General features: G+C 66.6%; 18 protein-coding genes. 12 read left to right on the top strand and 6 right to left on the bottom strand.

The window, feature by feature from the left end; all coding sequences use genetic code 11:
* Positions 1 to 12: 12 nt before the first annotated feature.
* From ABS64_RS00265 to ABS64_RS00250, 4 genes are all read left to right on the top strand, one after another.
* Positions 13 to 1,086 (top strand): LacI family DNA-binding transcriptional regulator, encoded by a 1,074-nt coding sequence (locus ABS64_RS00265; protein ID WP_292679957.1) that lies wholly within the window; start codon positions 13 to 15, stop codon positions 1,084 to 1,086.
* Positions 1,087 to 1,165: 79 nt separating this feature from the next.
* The gene (locus tag ABS64_RS00260) at positions 1,166 to 2,158 is read left to right on the top strand and encodes an SIS domain-containing protein (RefSeq protein WP_292679955.1); all 993 of its coding nucleotides are present in this window, start codon (positions 1,166 to 1,168) and stop codon (positions 2,156 to 2,158) included.
* 11 nt (positions 2,159 to 2,169) lie between these two features.
* Positions 2,170 to 3,087, top strand: a complete 918-nt coding sequence (locus ABS64_RS00255) for a PfkB family carbohydrate kinase (RefSeq protein ID WP_292679954.1) — start codon at positions 2,170 to 2,172, stop codon at positions 3,085 to 3,087.
* Positions 3,088 to 3,096: 9 nt separating this feature from the next.
* Entirely contained in the window at positions 3,097 to 4,242 is a 1,146-nt protein-coding gene (locus ABS64_RS00250) for a LacI family DNA-binding transcriptional regulator (protein ID WP_292679953.1), read from the top strand.
* On the opposite strand, the gene ABS64_RS00245 is transcribed toward ABS64_RS00250, so the two are convergent.
* From ABS64_RS00245 to ABS64_RS00235, 3 genes are all read right to left on the bottom strand, one after another.
* Positions 4,220 to 4,963: a GntR family transcriptional regulator gene (locus tag ABS64_RS00245; protein WP_292679952.1), complete on the bottom strand. Its 744-nt coding sequence runs from the start codon at positions 4,961 to 4,963 to the stop codon at positions 4,220 to 4,222. The two genes, ABS64_RS00250 and ABS64_RS00245, sit on opposite strands and share 23 nt — an antisense overlap.
* 95 nt (positions 4,964 to 5,058) lie before the next feature.
* Positions 5,059 to 5,856 carry a PfkB family carbohydrate kinase gene (locus ABS64_RS00240; RefSeq protein WP_292679950.1) on the bottom strand — a complete coding sequence of 266 codons (798 nt, stop codon included), beginning with the start codon at positions 5,854 to 5,856 and terminating at the stop codon, positions 5,059 to 5,061.
* Positions 5,857 to 5,858: 2 nt separating this feature from the next.
* A complete protein-coding gene (locus tag ABS64_RS00235) occupies positions 5,859 to 6,872 on the bottom strand; it encodes an SIS domain-containing protein (RefSeq protein ID WP_292679948.1) in 1,014 nt (337 codons plus the stop codon).
* 289 nt (positions 6,873 to 7,161) lie between these two features.
* Here ABS64_RS00235 and ABS64_RS00230 point away from each other — a divergent pair, with 289 nt between their 5' ends.
* The 5 genes from ABS64_RS00230 to ABS64_RS00210 are packed head-to-tail and all read left to right on the top strand — an operon-like array spanning position 7,162 to position 11,185.
* Positions 7,162 to 8,481, top strand: a complete 1,320-nt coding sequence (locus ABS64_RS00230) for an extracellular solute-binding protein (protein ID WP_292679946.1) — start codon at positions 7,162 to 7,164, stop codon at positions 8,479 to 8,481.
* A gap of 13 nt (positions 8,482 to 8,494) precedes the next feature.
* Entirely contained in the window at positions 8,495 to 9,466 is a 972-nt protein-coding gene (locus ABS64_RS00225) for a sugar ABC transporter permease (RefSeq protein ID WP_292679945.1), read from the top strand.
* A complete protein-coding gene (locus ABS64_RS00220) occupies positions 9,460 to 10,320 on the top strand; it encodes a carbohydrate ABC transporter permease (protein ID WP_292679944.1) in 861 nt (286 codons plus the stop codon). The genes ABS64_RS00225 and ABS64_RS00220 overlap by 7 nt, the downstream gene beginning before the upstream one ends.
* A 1-nt stretch (position 10,321) precedes the next feature.
* Entirely contained in the window at positions 10,322 to 10,975 is a 654-nt protein-coding gene (locus ABS64_RS00215) for an HAD family hydrolase (protein WP_292679942.1), read from the top strand.
* 12 nt (positions 10,976 to 10,987) lie between these two features.
* Entirely contained in the window at positions 10,988 to 11,185 is a 198-nt protein-coding gene (locus tag ABS64_RS00210) for a hypothetical protein (protein ID WP_292679941.1), read from the top strand.
* 544 nt (positions 11,186 to 11,729) lie between these two features.
* Here the strand turns inward: ABS64_RS00210 and ABS64_RS00205 are convergent.
* Complete coding sequence (locus ABS64_RS00205; protein WP_292679939.1) at positions 11,730 to 12,185, bottom strand: hypothetical protein; 456 nt, start codon at positions 12,183 to 12,185, stop codon at positions 11,730 to 11,732.
* Positions 12,186 to 12,206: 21 nt separating this feature from the next.
* Complete coding sequence (locus ABS64_RS00200) at positions 12,207 to 12,461, bottom strand: hypothetical protein (protein ID WP_292679938.1); 255 nt, start codon at positions 12,459 to 12,461, stop codon at positions 12,207 to 12,209.
* Positions 12,462 to 13,841: 1,380 nt separating this feature from the next.
* Here ABS64_RS00200 and ABS64_RS00195 point away from each other — a divergent pair.
* Positions 13,842 to 15,539 carry a hypothetical protein gene (locus ABS64_RS00195; protein WP_292679937.1) on the top strand — a complete coding sequence of 566 codons (1,698 nt, stop codon included), beginning with the start codon at positions 13,842 to 13,844 and terminating at the stop codon, positions 15,537 to 15,539.
* 34 nt (positions 15,540 to 15,573) lie between these two features.
* The gene (locus ABS64_RS00190; RefSeq protein ID WP_292679935.1) at positions 15,574 to 16,050 is read left to right on the top strand and encodes a hypothetical protein; all 477 of its coding nucleotides are present in this window, start codon (positions 15,574 to 15,576) and stop codon (positions 16,048 to 16,050) included.
* Positions 16,051 to 16,170: 120 nt separating this feature from the next.
* On the opposite strand, the gene ABS64_RS00185 is transcribed toward ABS64_RS00190, so the two are convergent.
* The gene (locus ABS64_RS00185) at positions 16,171 to 16,359 is read right to left on the bottom strand and encodes a hypothetical protein (protein ID WP_292679933.1); all 189 of its coding nucleotides are present in this window, start codon (positions 16,357 to 16,359) and stop codon (positions 16,171 to 16,173) included.
* A gap of 207 nt (positions 16,360 to 16,566) precedes the next feature.
* Between ABS64_RS00185 and ABS64_RS00180 the strand changes: the two genes are divergently transcribed.
* Positions 16,567 to 17,461 (top strand): IS5 family transposase gene (locus ABS64_RS00180; RefSeq protein WP_292679932.1). Its coding sequence is split into 2 segments (ribosomal slippage): positions 16,567 to 16,923 and positions 16,925 to 17,461, totalling 894 coding nucleotides; the frame shifts between segments, so codons are not numbered across the junction.
* Positions 17,462 to 17,918 lie beyond the last annotated feature (457 nt).

Below are 17,918 nucleotides of genomic sequence, written 5' to 3'. Positions count from 1 at the left end.
AGTGGGGATGCCGTGGACAGGGCAGTCGGGCGGCGCGAGGTCACCCTCCGTGATGTCGCGGTCGCCGCGCAGGTCTCGAAGGCCACCGCGGCCCGTGCACTGGGCGACTACGGCGCGGTGCGCGCCGAAGTGCGCGAGCGGGTGTGCCGGGCGGCGGCGAAGCTCGGATACCGGCCGAACGCCGTCGCGCGGATGATGTCCACCGGGCGCTCGAACACGATCGGCATGGTGGTCGGCGACATCCAGAACCCGTTCTTCGCGCAGGCGACCCGCGGCGCATCCGATGCGGCCGACGCCGCGGGGTACGAGCTCATCCTGTCCAACTCCGACGAGGCCCCTGCGCTCGAGGCGAAGGCGATCGGCGTCCAGCTCGACAAGCGCGTCGACGGACTGCTCATCGCGCCGGCCTCATCGCGGAACGGCGACGCTCTGAGCGCGGTCGTCGCCGCCGGCCGCCCTTTCGTGCTGTTCGACCGCACGGTGCCCCAGCTCGACGTGGATGCGGTGATCGCCGACAACCGCCGCGGCGCGAGGGTGCTGACCCGTCTGCTGACGGATGCGGGGCATCGGCGCATCGCGTTCCTGTCGACGCTCGAGCATCCCGGCGGGTATCGGCGCGGGGACGTGCTCTCGCTCTCGTCTGTCGCCGATCGGGTCGCGGGGTTCGAGCAGGCGATGCGCGACGCCGGTGCCGAGCGGGGCGCGGTGGTGCGACTGGGTGCACCGCGCGAGGACATCGAGCCCGTGGCCGTCGAACTCCTCACCGGCGGCGCGGGCGTCACCGCGGTCGTCGCATCCGACAGCCTGATTGCCCTGGGGGTGTACCGGGCGTGCCGGGACCTCGAGCTGCGGATCCCCGACGACGTGTCGCTCGTCGCGTTCGACGACGCCTATTGGACGGGGCTCGTCGAACCCGGGATCACCGTGATGGCGCAGCCGATGCACGCGATCGGCGCCGAGGCCGCCGGCATCCTGCTCCGCCGCATCGGCGGCGCGCCGGACGGTCCGCAGGTCCGCGTCCTCGAGCAGGAGCTCATCGCGCGAGGGTCGGTCGCGGCGCCGGCCGCTCGTCTCGAGCCGTCTTGACCATGACAGCGACGTATGCCAGCATAATCGAGGTGATACCGGTATCACCTTGATTCAGAGCCAGAAGGAGATCGCAGTCGTGCTCAAGTTCAACGAGGAAGAATTCACGTCCCAGCTGTCGAGCGCGGTGGCGCTCCGGCCCGAGATCGAGGCGCTGGTCGCCCAGCTGGGAGACGGCGTGAAGAACGTCTACTTCCTCGGCGCCGGTGGCTCGTATGCCGAGATGATGCCCTACGCGCTGCTCCTGCAGACGAAGTCGACCCTGCCGGCCACGGCGGCGATCGCGCAAGAGTTCGTCCTCTTGCCCGACACCGCTTTCGGCGAGGGCTCGCTCGCCGTGTTCGTGTCGGCCACCGGCTCCACCCCCGACGTCAACAAGGCCATCGAGTGGGCGAAGGCGCAGGGGGCTGTCACCGTCGGCTTCACGGGCGAGGCCGAGAGCCCCTTCGCCGCCGCGCTCGACCACGTCTTCCTCTCCAGCGCCCACTCGTACGACATCCAACTGCTGCTGCTCGTGACCGGTCTCCTGAACGCCCGCGGCGAGTTCGCGGAATACGAGCGGTTCGCCGACCAGCTCGCGCTGTTGCCGTCCCTTCTGGTCGACGTCGCCAAGAAGTCCGACTCCAAGGCATCCGTCTTCGCCAACAAGCACAAGGACGTCGAGTACCTCTTCGTCGTCGGATCGGGCAACGTGTGGGGCTATGCCTACCTGTACTCGATGTGCGTACTGGAGGAATGCCAGTGGCTGCACACGACGCGGGTGCACGCGGCGGAGTTCTTCCACGGCTCGCTCGAGCTCATCGAGAAGGACACCACGACCCTCCTGTTCTTCGGCGAGGACGAGACGCGTCCGCTCATGGATCGCGTCCGCGGCTTCGTCGAGCTCTACTCCGACGACGTGACCGTCTTCGACACGGCGGACTACGCCCTTGAAGGCTTCGACCCGGCGTTCCGCGCGCTGGTCTCGCCGCTCGTCATCGGCACCGCGGCGAGCCGCCTGAGCACACACCTCGAGCTGGTCCGGAACCACCGTCTGGACGTCCGCCGCTACTACCGCGTCGTCGAGTACTGATGGTCTCTGCCGTGAAGGTTCTCGGATTCGGTGACAACGTCATCGATCGGTTCATCGACCGACGGATCGACTACCCGGGCGGAAACTGCGTGAACTTCGCTGTGTTTGCCCAGGAGCTGGGGATCGACGCGGCATATCTCGGCGCGTTCGGATCGGACGGGGCAGGCGACTTCCTCCGATCCGAACTCGCCGCCATCGGGCTGGACGTCTCGCGCTGCGTCGTGCGCGACGGGGAGACCGGCATCGCGATGGTCGAGGTCGTCGACGGCGACAGGGTCTTCCGCGGGGGCAACGACGGTGGCGTCACCGTCCGCGAACCGATCCTGCTCTCCCGCGATGACCTGCGCTACATCGCAGGCTTCGACCTCGTCCACTCCAGCGTGTACTCCGCATCGGAGACGCAGATCCCTCTGCTCGACGGCTTGGATGTCCTGGTGACGTACGACCTGTCCAGCGAGGACGAGTTCCGGTCGCCGCAGTATCTGGACGCGCTGGCGCCGCACCTCGACCTGGCGCTCCTGTCGTGCTCGCACCTCGGCGAGGATGACACGGGCGCGCTGCTGCGCGCCGTCGTGGCGAAGGGCGCGGGTCTGGCCCTCGGCACCCGCGGAGCCGAGGGTGCCCTGCTGTTCGACGGCGTCGACCTGCATCGTGTGGACGCGGTTCCCCTCGCCGGCGGCCGCCCGATCGCGGACACGATGGGATGCGGCGACGCCCTGCTGGCGGCGGTCGTCTCCTCGCTCCTCGCCTCGGGTTGGCGGAAGGGCGTCGTCCCCTCCGCCGGTGCGATCGACGCGGCGCTGTGGGCAGGGTCGTCGTTCGCGGCGGAACAGTGCTTCATCGACGGCGCGTTCGGCCACGGCCGGCCCACCCCGCACGAGGCGCGGACGCACGTCGACGCAGGGGTCGACACTCCCGCCATCGGGTAAATTGGCGAGATGGCAGCTCGTCACGACGGGGACGCGAAACCGTCGCAGAGGTCCCGTTCGGTCTCGTCTCCCACCGTCGCAGAGGTGGCCGCGGAGGCGGGCGTCGGCAAGGCGACCGCCGCGCGGACCCTCGGGAACTACGGCGCGGTCAGCCCGGAGGCGCGGGCGCGGGTGCTAGCGGCCGCGGAGAAGCTGCGCTACCGGCCCAACAGCCTCGCGCGCAGCATGACGACCGGGATCACGCAGACGATCGGCGTCGTCGTCGCCGACATCGGCAACCCGTTCTTCGCTGGCGTGATGCGGGGCATCGCGGACGCCTGCGACGCGACCGACTACACGGCGATCGTCCTGAGCACGGACGAGAAGCTCGCGAAGGAGCGCTCCGCCGTCGGTGTGCTCATCGACAAGCAGGTGGATGCGATGATCATCGCGTCGGCGGCGCTGCAGCCCAACGAGACCTCGCACATCCTCGAGGCGATGAGCCGCCGCATCCCGATCGTCCTCATCGACCGCAAGGTGCGCGGGCTGGATCTCGATGCCGTCGTCATCAACAACCGGGAGTCGGCGCACGACGCCGTCCGGCGCTTCGTCGGCCTCGGGCACCGCAGGATCGCCTTCGTCTGGGGACCCGCCGCCCGGGAGCGGGCCGGCGACCGCCGTCGGCTGCTGGCTCTCGCGGAGAGCTGGCTGTGGAGCGAGGCCGAGCGCCTCCGCGGCTACCTCGACGCGCTCGAGGAGGCCGGCATCCCGTTCGACCCGCAGCTCGTGACGCACTGCGAACACAACGAGGAGGTGACGGTCGGGGCCGTGGGCGAGATGCTCGCCCTCCCGGATCCAGCCACGGCGGTACTCACCACGGAGACCGATGCGATGGTTGGCACGCTTCGCGCGATCCGCGCCGCGGGACTCGCGCACCCGCGCGACGTCTCGGTGATCGGCTTCGACGACAGCTCGTGGGCGAGCGTCATGGAGCCCCCGCTGACGATGATCGCGCAGCCGATGCTCGAGCTCGGTCGGGCGGCGGCGCAGCACGCGTTCGCGCGGATCGCAGGAGACGACGGCGACGCCGTGGTGGAGTCCATCCCCACGACGTTCATCCTGCGTGAATCGGTCGCCGCCCCGAGGACGCGGGTCAGCGCTGCCGACGCACGTTGAATCCGATGGCCGCGCCGCGGTGATAGTCCTCGGCAAGCAGGATGCGCCGGCCGGTCCGGGTGAGACAGGTCTCCGTGACCAGCAGCCATGGGCCGAGGCCGCCGAGGCGGTGTCTGCGTGCGATCTCGAAGGGCAGCTCCACCGCGCTGATGCGCGCGACGGATGAGGTCACCTGCTGCCCGTACGCCTCGAGCGCATCGGTCAGAGGCCCCGACCAGTCGCGGTGAGCGATGGGACCCGGCAGAGCATCTCGCAGCACGTGGTCCACGCTGAACACGAGCGGCTCATCGTCGCCGTACCGCAGACGCGCGAGACGGATCAGCGGTGTCCCGGGGGCGACCTGCAGAGCCTCGGCCTGCGCGGCGTCCGCCTCGACCTCGCCGACCGAGAACACGGACGTCGTGACCGCGTAGCCGAGTCGCGTGAGCATCTCCGTCACACCCTCATAGCGGGTGATCGGGCGCTCCACGATCGCCGCGGCGATCGCCGAGACGAAGCGGCCCTTGCCCTGCACGGCGTCGACCAGACCTTCTTCCTCGAGTCGTTTCAAGGCCTCCCGAACCGTGGAGCGCGCCACGCCGAAGCGCTCCGCGAGTCGCGCTTCGGTGGGGAGGCGGTCGCCGGGCGCGAGTCCGTCGTCAGCGATCAGCTTCGCGATGTCCTCGCGCAGCGAGGAGGTGGACGCGCGGCCGCCTGCCGACGCGCTGCGCGGCGACGTCATCGGCTCTCCCGCACGGTGCGGCCGCGGCGCTTCCTCATCCCCTCATCCTCGCATCCTGAGGCGAGCGCACCGCTTCGCGCATCCCCGTCCTGTCGTCACTGGGGGAATCCGCCCAGGTGCCCGCACGTGCGCGCAGCCACGCGGGCGCCGGCCTCGAGCGCGCCGCGCACAGGAGTGCGCGCCAGCCGCGCGGCGATGAAGCCCGCGATGAAGCTGTCGCCGGCGCCCGTGGTGTCGACGACATCGACGGGCAGAGCGGCGCATCGCCAGCTGCGGCGGCCGTCCGAGGCGAACGCCCCCGCCGCGCCGCGCGTGACGACTGCCAGCGCGGCGCCTGCGGACAGCGCACCGTCAGCCGCGCGCCGGGCGGCTGCGACGTCTTCCCCCGTCGAGCAGAACGCGACGTCGAGCCCGGCGTACCCGGAGGACACCGCGCAGTCCTGGCTGATCCGGATGCCGGGGGCCAGCGCACGCAGCCTCGTCACGGCTTCGGCGGCCCGGGGGAGCATCCCGATGTGGGCCCAGTCGTGCCCGGCGATGAGGGCGAGCTCCGCATCCGACGGCCGGTAGTCGGCGGTGACGCCGAAGTCCTCGCGCACGAACACGCGGTCGCCCGCGGGTGTCACCCGGATCTCGGTGACCGCGGTCGGGCCGTCTGCGGTCACGAGCCCTGTGGTCCCCACACCGTGGCGGCGGAGCGCGCCCGCGATCTCCCGGCCGTCTGCATCGGCGCCGACCGCGCCGAAGTACGTGGCCGTGACGCCCTGGAGGCGCAGCTGCACCGCGACGTTCAGCGCGTTCCCGCCGACGTACTCGGGGCCTCCGAGGTAGCGGTCGACGGTATTGTCGCCGACCACCGCCACGCGGGCATTGCTGACCACCGCCGCCACCACCGTCAGTAGTCGATGCGGCGGTAGTAGCGACGCGTCGTCAGCGGATGGTCGCGCAGCACCTCGAGGTGGGCGCTCACCCGCTCCAGCACGGTCGCGATGAGCACATGCGGGATCAGCGCGCGGACCTCAGGCGAGATGCCCGGCAGGGCGAACGCTGCGGTGTCGATGACCGTCATCCGATCCGTCACCGAGGGGAGCCAGCGCTCGACGCGCTCGACGAGTGGGCGGGAGGCATCCTCGCCCTTGAAGACGAGGACGCTGACGCCGGCCTCGACGAGCTCCAGCGTGCCGTGGAAGAAGTCGGAAGAGTGCACGGGGCGCGTGCGGATCCACTGCATCTCCTCCAGGATGCAGGTCCCGTAGTACCAGGCCTCCGTCCATGCGGGGCCGGCGGCGGTCACGATGTGGTACTCGTCGTGCTGGATGTCGCGCGCGATCTGCGCGGCGGTCTCCTCGAACGCCTCCTTGACGGCGACGAGGGACTCCGGCAGCGTGCGTAGCTGCGCCAGCGTCGACTCGAACCCGTCATAGCGGCCGAGCCGGTGCAGGATCGACAGGGCGATGACGAGCGACTGGAGATAGAACGACTCCGACGACGTGTCGTCCTCCGCGAACGCGGTGAACGTGAAGTCGGCCTGCCGAGCGACGGGCGAGTCCTCGTGGGCCGTGAGGCCGATCACCTTCGCACCGCGCTGCTGCGCGAACTCGAGGACCGCCACCGCTTCGCGCGTCGTGCCCGACAGCGACGGGATAACGACGATCGATCCCGGTCCGAGGTTCGACGAGCCCATCGCCACCAGTTCTGCCGCGTTCTCGAGGTGGACCGGGAACTCACAGCTGCGGGTGAGGAGCTGGGCGGCCGGTTCCATGAGCTTGCCCGCGCCGCCCGCACCGAGGAAGAACAGGTTCTTCGCGCCCTGCGCGAGGAGGGCGTCGACGAGCTCCTGGAGCGGGCCGGCGAGGTCGAGGGCTCCGCTCTGGATGCGGATGAATCTCTCGGCGTCGAAGTTGAGCATGCGGTGGGTCCTTCCGTCGGCGTCAGCGCTACGTGCATATTGTCGGACAACAGTATGAGTGGTCAGAGGACTGATCGTCAACTCCGGCGAAATGGACATGATTCCGCGGCTCGCTCCGTGTATGGCGAGCGTTGAGGGCCCGTCGGATGCGGCACAACGGGGCACCGTGTGGCCTGTTTCTCGAATCCTGATCGTTACCTCGACGTGATTGACACCGGTCTCAACCGGTGTTTAGACTGCCTCTGACCGCGGCGCGCGGCGCACGTGACACAGAGAGGTGAGTGCGAACATGAGGCCATCACGGCAGACGAAGGTCCTTGCGGGGGTCGCCGGGGCGGTGCTTCTTCTCAGCGGCTGCGCAGCGCAGTCCACGGGAAACGGCAGCAGTACCGCGGACCTGAGCAAAGTCGACTACAGCGGCACGATCTCGATGGTCAACAAGTTCTCCGACCCGAGCGTGTCGAAATACTTCCCCGAGCTCGCCAAGGAGTTCGAGAAGGCGCACCCCGGCGTCACCGTCAACGTGCAGCAGGAATCCGACCAGGGCTACAAGGACAAGATCAAGGTGCTGGCGTCCTCCAACAGCATCCCGGACATCTACTTCTCGTGGCCCGGGTCCTACGCGAAGCAGTTCGTCGACGCCGGTCTCGCGCTCGACTTGACCTCCGCCATCGGCAAGGGCACGGCGTGGAACGAGTCGCTGGTCCCTTCGGCCGTCGGCGCCGGTGAGTACAACGGCAAGAACTACGGGGTTCCGATCGACCTCGACGCGAAGTTCATGATGTACAACAAGAAGATCTTCGCGGACAACGGCCTGACGGTGCCCACGACGTTCGAGGAGCTCCTCAGCACGTGCAAGACCCTGAAGGCGAAGGGCATCACCCCGGTCAACTTCGGGAACAAGAACGGCTGGCCGGCCCTCCACTACGTCACGCAGCTGAACGCGTACAGCGTGCCCGCCGACACCCTCGCGAAGGACTACTCGTCGGACAAGGGATCGTTCACCGACCCCGGCTACGTCAAGGCGCTCGAGCAGTTCAAGGAGCTGATCGACCAGTGCACGACCACGGGCACGACCGGCAACGGCATCGACCACACCGACGCCCAGGTCGCCTTCGGCTCCGGTAAGTCGGCGATGATGTACCTCGAGTCGCTCGAGATCGGGCTCCTCAAGGACACTCCGCTCGACAAGGACGGCTTCGGCCTGTTCCAGCTGCCCGCCGCCAGTGACGCCAGGGGCGACACCGGCTCCCTCGTGGGCGCGCCCGACCTGTTCATGGTGAGCCCGAAGTCGAAGAACCCGGCCCTGGCCGTCGCGTTCCTCAAGTTCATCGTGTCCAAGGAGGGCGCGGCGAAGATGCCTGACCTCATGAGCGGCTACCCGAGCCCCGTGAAGGACTCTCTCGACACCGCGACGACCCAGCCCCAGATCGTAGAGGCCATGGACAAGCTCGGCAAGGCGTCGAGCCTCGCGATCTGGCTCGACACGGTCACGGCACCGCAGGTGGCGCAGGCCTACCTCGCCGGCGGCGAGGCTCTCGTGGGCGGTACCGGCACGCCGGAGAGCGTCATGAAGTCCGTGCAGCAGGCGGCTGCCGGATCCAAGTGAGCGGAGCCCGTCCGTGAGCAACGGCACCGTCACCGAGGCGCTGATCACTCCGAAGAGTGCTCGCGCCGGGCGGGGACAGCGCCCCGTCGGCCGCCGATCGCCTATGCGTGCGATCGGCGGCTGGCGGTCGTTCCTCTGGGTCATCCCGGGGCTCGCGCTGATCGCCGTCTTCGTCTACTACCCGCTGCTGGAGAACATCTACCTGAGCTTCTTCCAGTGGTCGGTCTTCAAGCCCGTCCCCGAGTTCGTCGGCGCCGCCAACTACGTGCAGGCTGCGAACGACCCGATCTTCTGGCGATCGCTGTTCAACAACACGGCCTATGCCATCGTCTCGCTGATCTTCCAGGTCGCCGGCGCGCTCGTGCTCGCGGCCCTCGTCGAGACCTACGTGCGCAAGCACGGCGGCATCCTCCGTGCGATCTACTTCATCCCCTCGGCGATCTCGCTCACCGTCGCCGGCCTGCTCTTCTACTTCATCTACCAGCCGCAGACCGGGCTGCTCAACGAATTCCTCCGCATCGTGGGCCTCGGGCAGTACGCGCAGGCGTGGCTCGGCCAGGAGTCGACCGCGATCTGGGCGATCATCGTGATGAGCCAGTGGCAGAGCTTCGGGTACACGACGCTCCTGTACTCCGTCGCGATCCAGCGCATCCCGCGCGAGCTGTACGACGCCGCCGACCTCGACGGTGTGGGACCACTCAGCCGCATTTGGCACATCACCACGCCGCTCGTGCGGGAGATGAGCACGCTCCTGATCATCGTCACGGTGACCGGCGCCTTCCAGGTGTTCAACGAGGTGATGGTCATGACCGCGGGCGGGCCGAACAACAGCAGTCAGGTGCTCGGCACCTGGCTCTACCACGCCGGCTTCATCAACAACGAGTTCGGCTACGCGGCGGCGATCGCCACGGTCGTGTTCGTCATCACGACCGTGCTCGCGGTCGTCCAGCTGTGGATCTCGCGTCGAAGGAGAGTCGAATGGTGACCGCGACCGACAACCGCGCGGTGTCGAAGCTCGGCTTCGCCGGCATCCTCCTGCGCCTGATCATCTGGGGAATCCTCGTCGTGATGGCGCTGATCGTCATCGTCCCCCTGTTCTGGATGCTCCTGAGTAGCCTCAAGGTCAACCAGCAGTTCCTGGCCGACCCCTTTGGGCTGCCCACCACGCTGTTCTGGAAGAACTACGTCGACGCGTGGAATCTCGGCGTCGGCCAGTACATGTGGAACAGCGTGATCGTCACGGTCGCCTCGATCATCGCCACCACCCTGATCAGCGCGTGGGCGGCGTTCGGGCTGACGAAGCTGACGATCCCGTTCTCGCGCACGGTGCTGTTCCTCATCGTCGGCGGGATGATGCTCGCACCGACGGTCGCGCTGATCCCCCTGCTGCGCATCCTGCAGGGTCTCGGTATCTACGACTCGCTGCTCGGTCTGACCATCCTCTACACCGCGTTCCGGATCCCGTTCACGACTTTCCTGATCCGCTCGTACATGGTGGACCTGCCCCACGAGGTCGACGAGGCGGCGCGACTGGACGGATGCACGCGGGCGCAGCAGTTCTGGAGGCTGACCCTTCCGATGTCGATGCCGATCGTCGTGGCCGCCGTCATCCTGCAATGCCTGTTCGCGTGGAACGAGTACCTGTTCGCGTTCATCTTCGTCAGCAGCACGGACACGATGACGCTCCCGGTCGGTCTCGCGAACCTCGCCTCGAAGCTGTCGACGAACTACCCGATGATCTTCGCCGGCATGACCCTCGCGTCGATCCCGATGATCGTCTTCTTCTTCGCGGCCCAGCGGTTCTTCGTCCGCGGCCTCGCCGAGGGGATCGGGAAGTAGCGTGGCGGTCGCCCGAGCGCCCGAGCTCGTGATCTTCGACTGCGACGGAGTGCTCGTCGACAGCGAGCTGCTGGCCGCCCGTGTCGGCCGGCGGGTGCTGGCGGACCTCGGGTGCGAGGTGTCGCTCGACGAGATCCTCGAGCGGTTCGTGGGCGCTTCGTCGGAGGTCTACCAGGCAGGCGTCGCCGAAATGCTCGGGCGGCCGCTCGAACCGGGCTGGGAGCTCCCATACCGCGCCTGGTACGCCGAGGCGTTCCGCACCGAGCTGCGGGCCGTTCCCGGCATCCATGAGAGCCTGGCGTTGCTATCCCTGCCCACGTGCGTGGCCTCCAACAGCGGCCACGCCCGCATCCGGGAATCCCTCCACGCCACCGGCATGCTGTCGCACTTCGACGGGAGGATCTTCAGCGCGGAGGACGTCGAGCGCGGCAAGCCCGAGCCGGACGTCTACCTGTGGGCGGCGAAGAGGATGGGCGTCGCACCGGCCGACTGCGTCGTCGTCGAGGACAGCGTGTTCGGTGTGCGCGCGGCGCGCGCAGCGGGGATGCGCGTGTTCGCGTATGCCGGTCTGACCTCCGCCGAGCGGCTCGCGGGCGAGCGCACGATGACCTTCGACCGCATGACGGATCTTCCGGGGCTCATCGCTGCGCTGTAGGACGCTCGGACAATGAAGATGATCAACACGCGGTGGGTCGCGCGCTTGTCCGTGGTGCGGCGGGGAACGCTGCTGCGGGAGGCAAAGATCGACGGGGATGCCATCGATGTCGAGGTGTACGGGCGCACCAAGGACGTCGCCGCGCGCGCCCCGTACCGGTGCGTAGACGCTGCGCACGAATATCGCACGCTTGGCTTAGGCCGGCGGTGACGATCGTCGGGCGGCCGCGGCAGGCGCCATGTAGTGGGCGTGTAGGAATCCGCCATTTCGCGTGGAATCCCATGCACGAAACCGCTGCCAACTACCGTGGAACTGCGGCATCTTCCGCCATCTCGATGGAGAACCTACACGAGGCGGCCGCATCGAGACTCGCCTCATCCCCGCAGACCCAAGAAGAGGGAAGTGTCACCGATGTCCTGATGCAGAACTGTCACCCATGTCCTGAGACATCACAACACCCGCGATGTTGCCGATTGTTCGCAGATTCTTCGCAAACCGGCGTTCCTGTGAGAAACCTATGGCCCGCGATCCCAGTGTTTTCAAGGGATGGCGGGCCAGGAAGTTCGGCGGAGACGGAGGGATTTGAACTCAACTTTTGGGGGGACGGTCGAATTCGTTCCGCCACGCTCGACCGCTTTCAGGCTGATCAGGAGCGATTTATGAAATCACTCGAGCACGTTCAGAGACGTTCGAAGCGGCTCAGGTTTACGCGAATTTTACTCACATCTTCGGCGTCAAGGACGACCGCCCATGCTCATGCTGGCCGCTCCCGTTCTACCTCGCGGACACGAGAGACACCGGCGAACCATCCTTGCAGCGCAGGGTTGATGGCGCCGACCAAGCGGACGGCGTCGCGATGGCGCGCCTTCGCATTCACCGCCAAGAGCGGCTCCATGTGCGCGACTCTGTTCCGCAGCGCAAGCAGTCTGTGCGCGCGCCCGGCGACGACATCATCCGCGTTGTCGCCATCTTCCCCAGGGAACGCATGAATGAGGGCTTGCTCCCACAGCACGCGACGCGCACGGTACGTCTTGTCCGCAGCGTCGCCCACCGGCAACAGCCGGACAAAGACACCGAACGTGAGCTGCGCGAGGACGTCGTCGTGCGTGATCGGCGAGTGCTTGCGAGGATGCCCGCTGGGTCGCGCAGCCCTGGCCCTGACGGCGTTGGCCTCCGCGGTCTTTCGCGACGTCGCTGTCAATGTGTTCAACGGGCGCGCAGGGTCGAGCAGTCATTCGGCCGCGTGCTGACTTCCGTCTGCACGAAGCTGCTGCGCATTCCACTCCCGAAGCTCGCGATCGATCGCGTTGCGCAGCAACACCTCAAGCAGTCCGAGGCTGGCGTGAAACGCGCTCGAGAGTTGCACGTTCCACAAGTACAGCCGGAGAGCCCGCTCAATATCGCCACCGGTCGCGGTCGCGTATGTGCCGAACCTCGACACATGAAGCGCCCCGGCGATCAACTCCGTCGTTTTCGCTTGGGGCATGTCTCCAGTCTGGAGTATCCTTGATTCCAATACGAGGACAAGGTCCCTCGTCTTCTACATGGAAACACCCTCGGCCATCGGCCGGGGGGTTTTCATTTTCCCGAGCACGTTGGCCGGGGGGTCCGGTAGTCATCGGTCTCAGGGCGAGTGTAGATAGCGGGCGTCTCGGCGGACACGGTTGCCGCGGGTTTCACTGGTTCGTCAGGGTGCCCGACATAGACAGCCGGACCCCCATCCGATCCAGCAGCCCACGCACTTCGAGCAAAGCTCACTTCAAGGGTTGCCGAGCATCCCATGTCGCCCCAACCGCCCTTGACCTCGCGCGGCGCGGCCGCTCACCTCGAAGCACTCCTCGCGTCAGTCCTGGCAGTTGAAGTCGATGTGATCATCCTCGAGGACTTTGTCGCAGCCCTCGCAAATCAGCTTCGCCGTGGCTCAGCCTCGCTTCGGGTTGCGTCCCACGAGACGCACGATGGCCTTGAACGGCCCACCAGTCTTCTTCGTGCCGACGTAGTCACCGCGCTTGTTGTACTTGTCCCAGAGGCCGGTCCGCGAGTTCTTCTCCTGGTACCGATCCTTGACAAGTCCGATCCGCTTGCCATTGCCTGTGTTCTTTGCTAATGCAGCCCCCGAGGGATGACTTTGTTGAGACGGGTCTCGTACGAATTCTTGGTGAGTGATCTCTCGCGACGTCAGGAGAGCTGATCCTTCTTTATCACCGCAGAGCAGTTGGAACACTTCAGCTGATTCGTTGTGTACGGCTGGAGCGTGTACTTACCGCAAACTGGGCACTCGTGACCCTTTGCCATCGGACTCCCCCTCTTGTCATGTACCGACCAACGAGTCGGTCCCCGCAGAAAGAGTAGCAAAACAATGATTGATCCAAAACAGGCTATCTGATCTGGGTTTTTATACCTAATGCTCTTGAAGCCTGCTTGATGCAGCCGTCAAGACGCGGTCATGGCGCTTCCGATGGCGCGCACCGGCACGCCGCTCGGACGCCAAGGTCGATCAGCTCGCGATGCGGCCCACTGGCGTCATGGACTGATGCCGGCAGCTCGGACGAGCCAGGGCGAAGGATAGCTCGGTACCCTCGCCTCCGCGTCGAGCAGGCTGAACCGGCCGGGCCCGGCGTTGACGTCCATGGCTGTCGGAGTGGCTCGACGGCCAAGGGAATGACCAGAAGCGCGATGAGCAAGTCGCACGGATCGGGACATCCTGCCCACGAGTTGCGTGAAGTCGCACCGCGGGATCCTTGCCCCACTGCCCGTCGAACTCTGCGCGGAGGCGCAGGGGCACCTCCTCGGTGATTCGCGGAGACAGAGCCGGCGGCAGCGTGACCTGAAGCCCCGTGTCGGCGGCAGGAAGCAGACTATGCGCATGAGACATATCGAAAGCGCAGGCGCCATTGCCGAACTGGCCGAGGCGATTCTCGGCGACCGGCACAAGCCCCTCGTCCTCATAAGCACGACGGGTGACGGGGCTTTCGCATTCGATCCCGATCAGATAGCCCGTGAAATCGGCACGGAGGCTGAAATCGCCACAATCGCCACCGGCGAGGCAACCTACGCGTTGGAGCACGCGCTGCCCCCAAAGTCACATGTCTTCGGCGGAGCCGCGCGGTCCTATCCCGCGGACTTCGGTGCTGACCCTGACTGGCGGCGATCGATACTGCGGTTTCCAGACCGGCACACCTCGGACGTGCTCATCGAAGATGCGCTTTCGCAGGTGGTTGTCCGTTCGCTCGCGACTGCTGCGCCGCGCCGTACCTGGGTCTCGGCGACGGTAGAGCGTGTGTCGGGAGCCTCAGGAAATGTCGCGAGGCTGGCAAACGGTGAGCGCGCAATGATCGTCGCGGACAGCTTCCCGCCGTACCTCTCCTTGACGGAAGCGCTGGTGGAGGGAGAACCAGTTGAGGGTTGGCTGACTGGCCGCGACCTCGCACCCGAACCCGCCAACGCTGACCTGTCGTGCTTTGAAGCCGGCATGACAACGTTGGCGCGCGTCGTAAAGGTCACCTCGCAGCGCGCCTATCTCGTGCTCCACCCGGCCGGCTCCGAGATCCCGCTCCGCCGCCGAGACGTCATCCCCGGCGCAGATGCCGGCGAGAACGCAGACATGCAGATAGCGGACGTCGTTCAGGTGGGACACACCGTGCGGGTGCGCGTCTTGCGCACGGGCACGAGCCTCGGACTGTCACTCGTCGGTGTCGATGCGGAGGTGCCCCTCGTCGCGCCCTTACCGCTGCTCCGTGGCGGCACGCCGTGGCTTCGCGAAGGCATCAACGCCGAGCGAACGCCTGTCACGGAGACTGCTGACGCACAGCCTCTCGAAGTGACGTCGCCAGATCCCACGCCTCCCTCACCCGCCCAGGCAACCGCGACTCCCACGCCGCGGGCCGCCGACGCCGAAGCGCTCGCGGAGCTTCGGGATGAGGTACGCGAGCTTCGCGGCGCGTTCGCCAGGCTCGGGCGTGAACTGCGGGCCGGCACAGACCTTGAGACATTGGATCGGCTCCGCGACGAGTCCACCGGCCTCTCGTCTGAGCTACACCGTGAGCGTGCTTTGCGTCGCGAGCGCGATGCCATCATTAGCGGACTTCGACAGGAGCTCCGTGACGCCCGCACCACGCGGAGCGATAGCGTGGGAGCCGGACGGACGGAGCAGCGCGCGTGGCCGAACGGCGATGACTGGCTCCGATACGAAGTGCTCGCCACCTGGGCGACGCGGACGATCGCTGCCGACAAGTCGCGGCACGCGCTCAGCGAGTACACCATCGGGCCGCATTTCCTTCAGAGCATGAGCGATCTCGATGAGAGGCAACTCGAGAAGGCGCTGCGCACGGTCGTCGACGTCGTGACGGGGCGGGTTGCCGAGATTCCGGGGCGGCAGCTCCATCGACTGCGAGAGGGTGAAGGCGGAAGCGATCCGTACGTCGTGCGCGCCGACGGTGCCATCAGTTGGCGGGCATCCATCGAGGTCAACGCACCCTCAGCCCGAAGGCTCCACTACTGGCAGCTGCCTGGCGGCACAATCGAGCTGAGTCGCGTCGTGCTACACGACGACATGACGCCATGACGTGCGCACGTAAGGGCACTCGGGGGCAGGCGTCATGAGTTGGCCTGATGACGAAGAGGCGCCCGAGGGCTGGACGCCAATGCCACCCGACCAGGTGTGGTACGAACGCAGAGTGGTCACGCGTCGCGCAGCCGACGACACATGGGCCTGGTTCCGAACCCCTGACCCCAGCGGGTATGCAGGGATCGGGTTGGCATTGATGGACAAGGCAGCGGGTGTGCGCGAGTTCTGGATCTGGACCGACGAATCCGATGACCGGACAGCACGAATCGTTCGACTCGGGTACCGGCGATACGTCGTCGAACTCTGCGCCGCGGGATTCCGGGCTGCCGTTGAAGATCCGCGTCGCGCCGGGAGGGCACTTCCCGTGACCGACGAAGAGGGTAAGTTGCTCGGTCGTGACGCGATTTCTCCAGAGCGAATCTTCTCATCCTCGATCACGGCAGAGAGCTGTGCAAGCATGTGGCTGAATCACGGGCTTCTGCACGACCGCTACGCGCTCGGCGACTGATAGGAACTGAATCCCAGGTGAAGAAGAGTCTCCGCCTTCCCACGTCGAGCATGCGGCACCAGCGGGCTGAACACGTCAAACAACTTCACCAAGGTCACCACTGACGCGATGGTGGACGAGTCACCGAAAGTCGTAGTCCTCATCCATACCACTCGATAGCCAGATGTCCTCGGCATCCGACTGGCTCAGATACTCGCTCATCGGTCCGTCGTCACCGACAACGTGGTCCGCGCCAATCATGCATCGGCAGTCCTCGGCGTAGAGGTCCTCGTAACTGGCGTACTTGTTGTGGCGTGCACCGGTCGGCATACGTCAATGCTATCGAGTCGACCGCGGACAGCAGGGAGTCGCATTCACCCTGCAGTTGCGCCTGAGTTGGGGTGCTCGGCCGCAATCCTCCGCAAGACTCGAACCCTCCGAGAGGCCCCGTGCCCAACCGATCAGCGCAACCAACATGCTGGCGTCCTAGGCCGTGTTGATCAAGAGTTTCGTTGTCCCATGGGCGAGTCTTGAACGGTGACGCGACAGGAGATCTCTGACGACGTGTGGGCTGTGATGGAGCCGTTGATGCCGACGGTGACCGCGAGGTCGCGGCCGTGGACGGATCATCGGCTGGCTGTCGAGGGGATGGCGTGGAAGTACCGCACCGGGGCGCCGTGGCGGGACGTTCCGGAGCGGTTCGGGAAGTGGAACTCGATCTACAAGCGGTTCAACCGTTGGGCTGTGGACGGCACTTGGGAGAAGCTGCTGGCCGAGGTGCAGAAGCAGGCCGACGCCGCAGGGAAGATCGACTGGGTCGTCTCGATCGACTCCACGATCGCGCGCGTGCATCAGCACGGCGCGACCCTGAAGCGGGACACAGGGGGCTCTGCCGAATCACAAGAATCCGTGGTTCGAGCCGCCTGATCACGGCATCGGACGCTCCCGCGGCGGGCTCACGACCAAGCTGCACCTGGTCTGCGACGGGCGCGGGCGGCCGTTGGGGATGATGATCACCGGCGGGAACATCAACGACACCACGATGATGACCGCCGTGCTCGAGGACATCCGCGTGCCCCGCGACGGGAAGGGCCGCCCCCGCACCCGACCCGACCGGGTCCTCGCCGATAAGGGCTACCCGTCGAAGGCGAACCGGGCCTGGCTGCGCGGACGAGGGATCGCTGCGACCATCCCGGAGCGTGACGACCAGATCGCGCACCGCCGGAAGAAGCCCGGCCGGCCGATCGACTTCGGCGATCAGCAGCAGGAACGCTACAAGGGCCGCAACGTCGTCGAACGCTGCTTCAATCGGCTCAAGCAGTGGCGTGGCATCGCGATGCGCTCCGACAAGCTCGTCCGCAGCTACCGTGCCGCCGTGAGCCTCGCCGCCACGCTGATCTGGATCAAATCAGACTTGATCAACACGGCCTAGTGGTTGTCTGGCGGACAACAGCCTGGGGACCCTGACAACGCGAACCTTCAGTCGCAGTCGGCGCGGCAGTCAAAGAACAATGGCGCCGGTCGCAACACCGCACGGATCGGCCGCGCAGTCATCGTCGTCCCCTTCGTACTGACCCAAGCCCCTGCTCATCCCATCCCCGCACTCCGGGCACCACGACCACTCAGTATCGCTCGGGTCGTCACTGACCTGCACATCCAGCATGCCCTCTCCGCCGCAGTCGAGGCACACGTACCAGTGTTCGTCATGCTCTACCGTCATTCGTGAACTCCCTCGTTGATCGACTCACGCGTGGATCGGCTTGCCACTGCGCTGAGAACAAGGTATTCGATGGCTTGACGGTCGGTTCATCAGGCGCCCCAGTCGTGGCGATACCTGGACCACTTCTTTCGCAGGCCTCTGGAGGGAAGCCGACCTCAGCAGAGCGCTG

The organism is Microbacterium sp. SCN 69-37, from assembly GCF_001724435.1.
Taxonomy (GTDB): Bacteria; Actinomycetota; Actinomycetes; order Actinomycetales; family Microbacteriaceae; genus Microbacterium; species Microbacterium laevaniformans.
This window is presented reverse-complemented; position numbering and strand designations above follow the sequence as displayed.

Coding starts and splice junctions, on each gene's coding strand:
- ABS64_RS00230 (WP_292679946.1), top strand. CDS start 7,162: ATGAGGCCATCACGGCAGACGAAGGTCCTTGCGGGGGTCGCCGGGGCG.
- ABS64_RS00245 (WP_292679952.1), bottom strand. CDS start 4,963: ATGACGTCGCCGCGCAGCGCGTCGGCAGGCGGCCGCGCGTCCACCTCC.
- ABS64_RS00235 (WP_292679948.1), bottom strand. CDS start 6,872: ATGCTCAACTTCGACGCCGAGAGATTCATCCGCATCCAGAGCGGAGCC.
- ABS64_RS00220 (WP_292679944.1), top strand. CDS start 9,460: ATGGTGACCGCGACCGACAACCGCGCGGTGTCGAAGCTCGGCTTCGCC.
- ABS64_RS00200 (WP_292679938.1), bottom strand. CDS start 12,461: ATGCCCCAAGCGAAAACGACGGAGTTGATCGCCGGGGCGCTTCATGTG.
- ABS64_RS00250 (WP_292679953.1), top strand. CDS start 3,097: ATGGCAGCTCGTCACGACGGGGACGCGAAACCGTCGCAGAGGTCCCGT.
- ABS64_RS00190 (WP_292679935.1), top strand. CDS start 15,574: ATGAGTTGGCCTGATGACGAAGAGGCGCCCGAGGGCTGGACGCCAATG.
- ABS64_RS00210 (WP_292679941.1), top strand. CDS start 10,988: ATGAAGATGATCAACACGCGGTGGGTCGCGCGCTTGTCCGTGGTGCGG.
- ABS64_RS00195 (WP_292679937.1), top strand. CDS start 13,842: ATGAGACATATCGAAAGCGCAGGCGCCATTGCCGAACTGGCCGAGGCG.
- ABS64_RS00185 (WP_292679933.1), bottom strand. CDS start 16,359: ATGCCGACCGGTGCACGCCACAACAAGTACGCCAGTTACGAGGACCTC.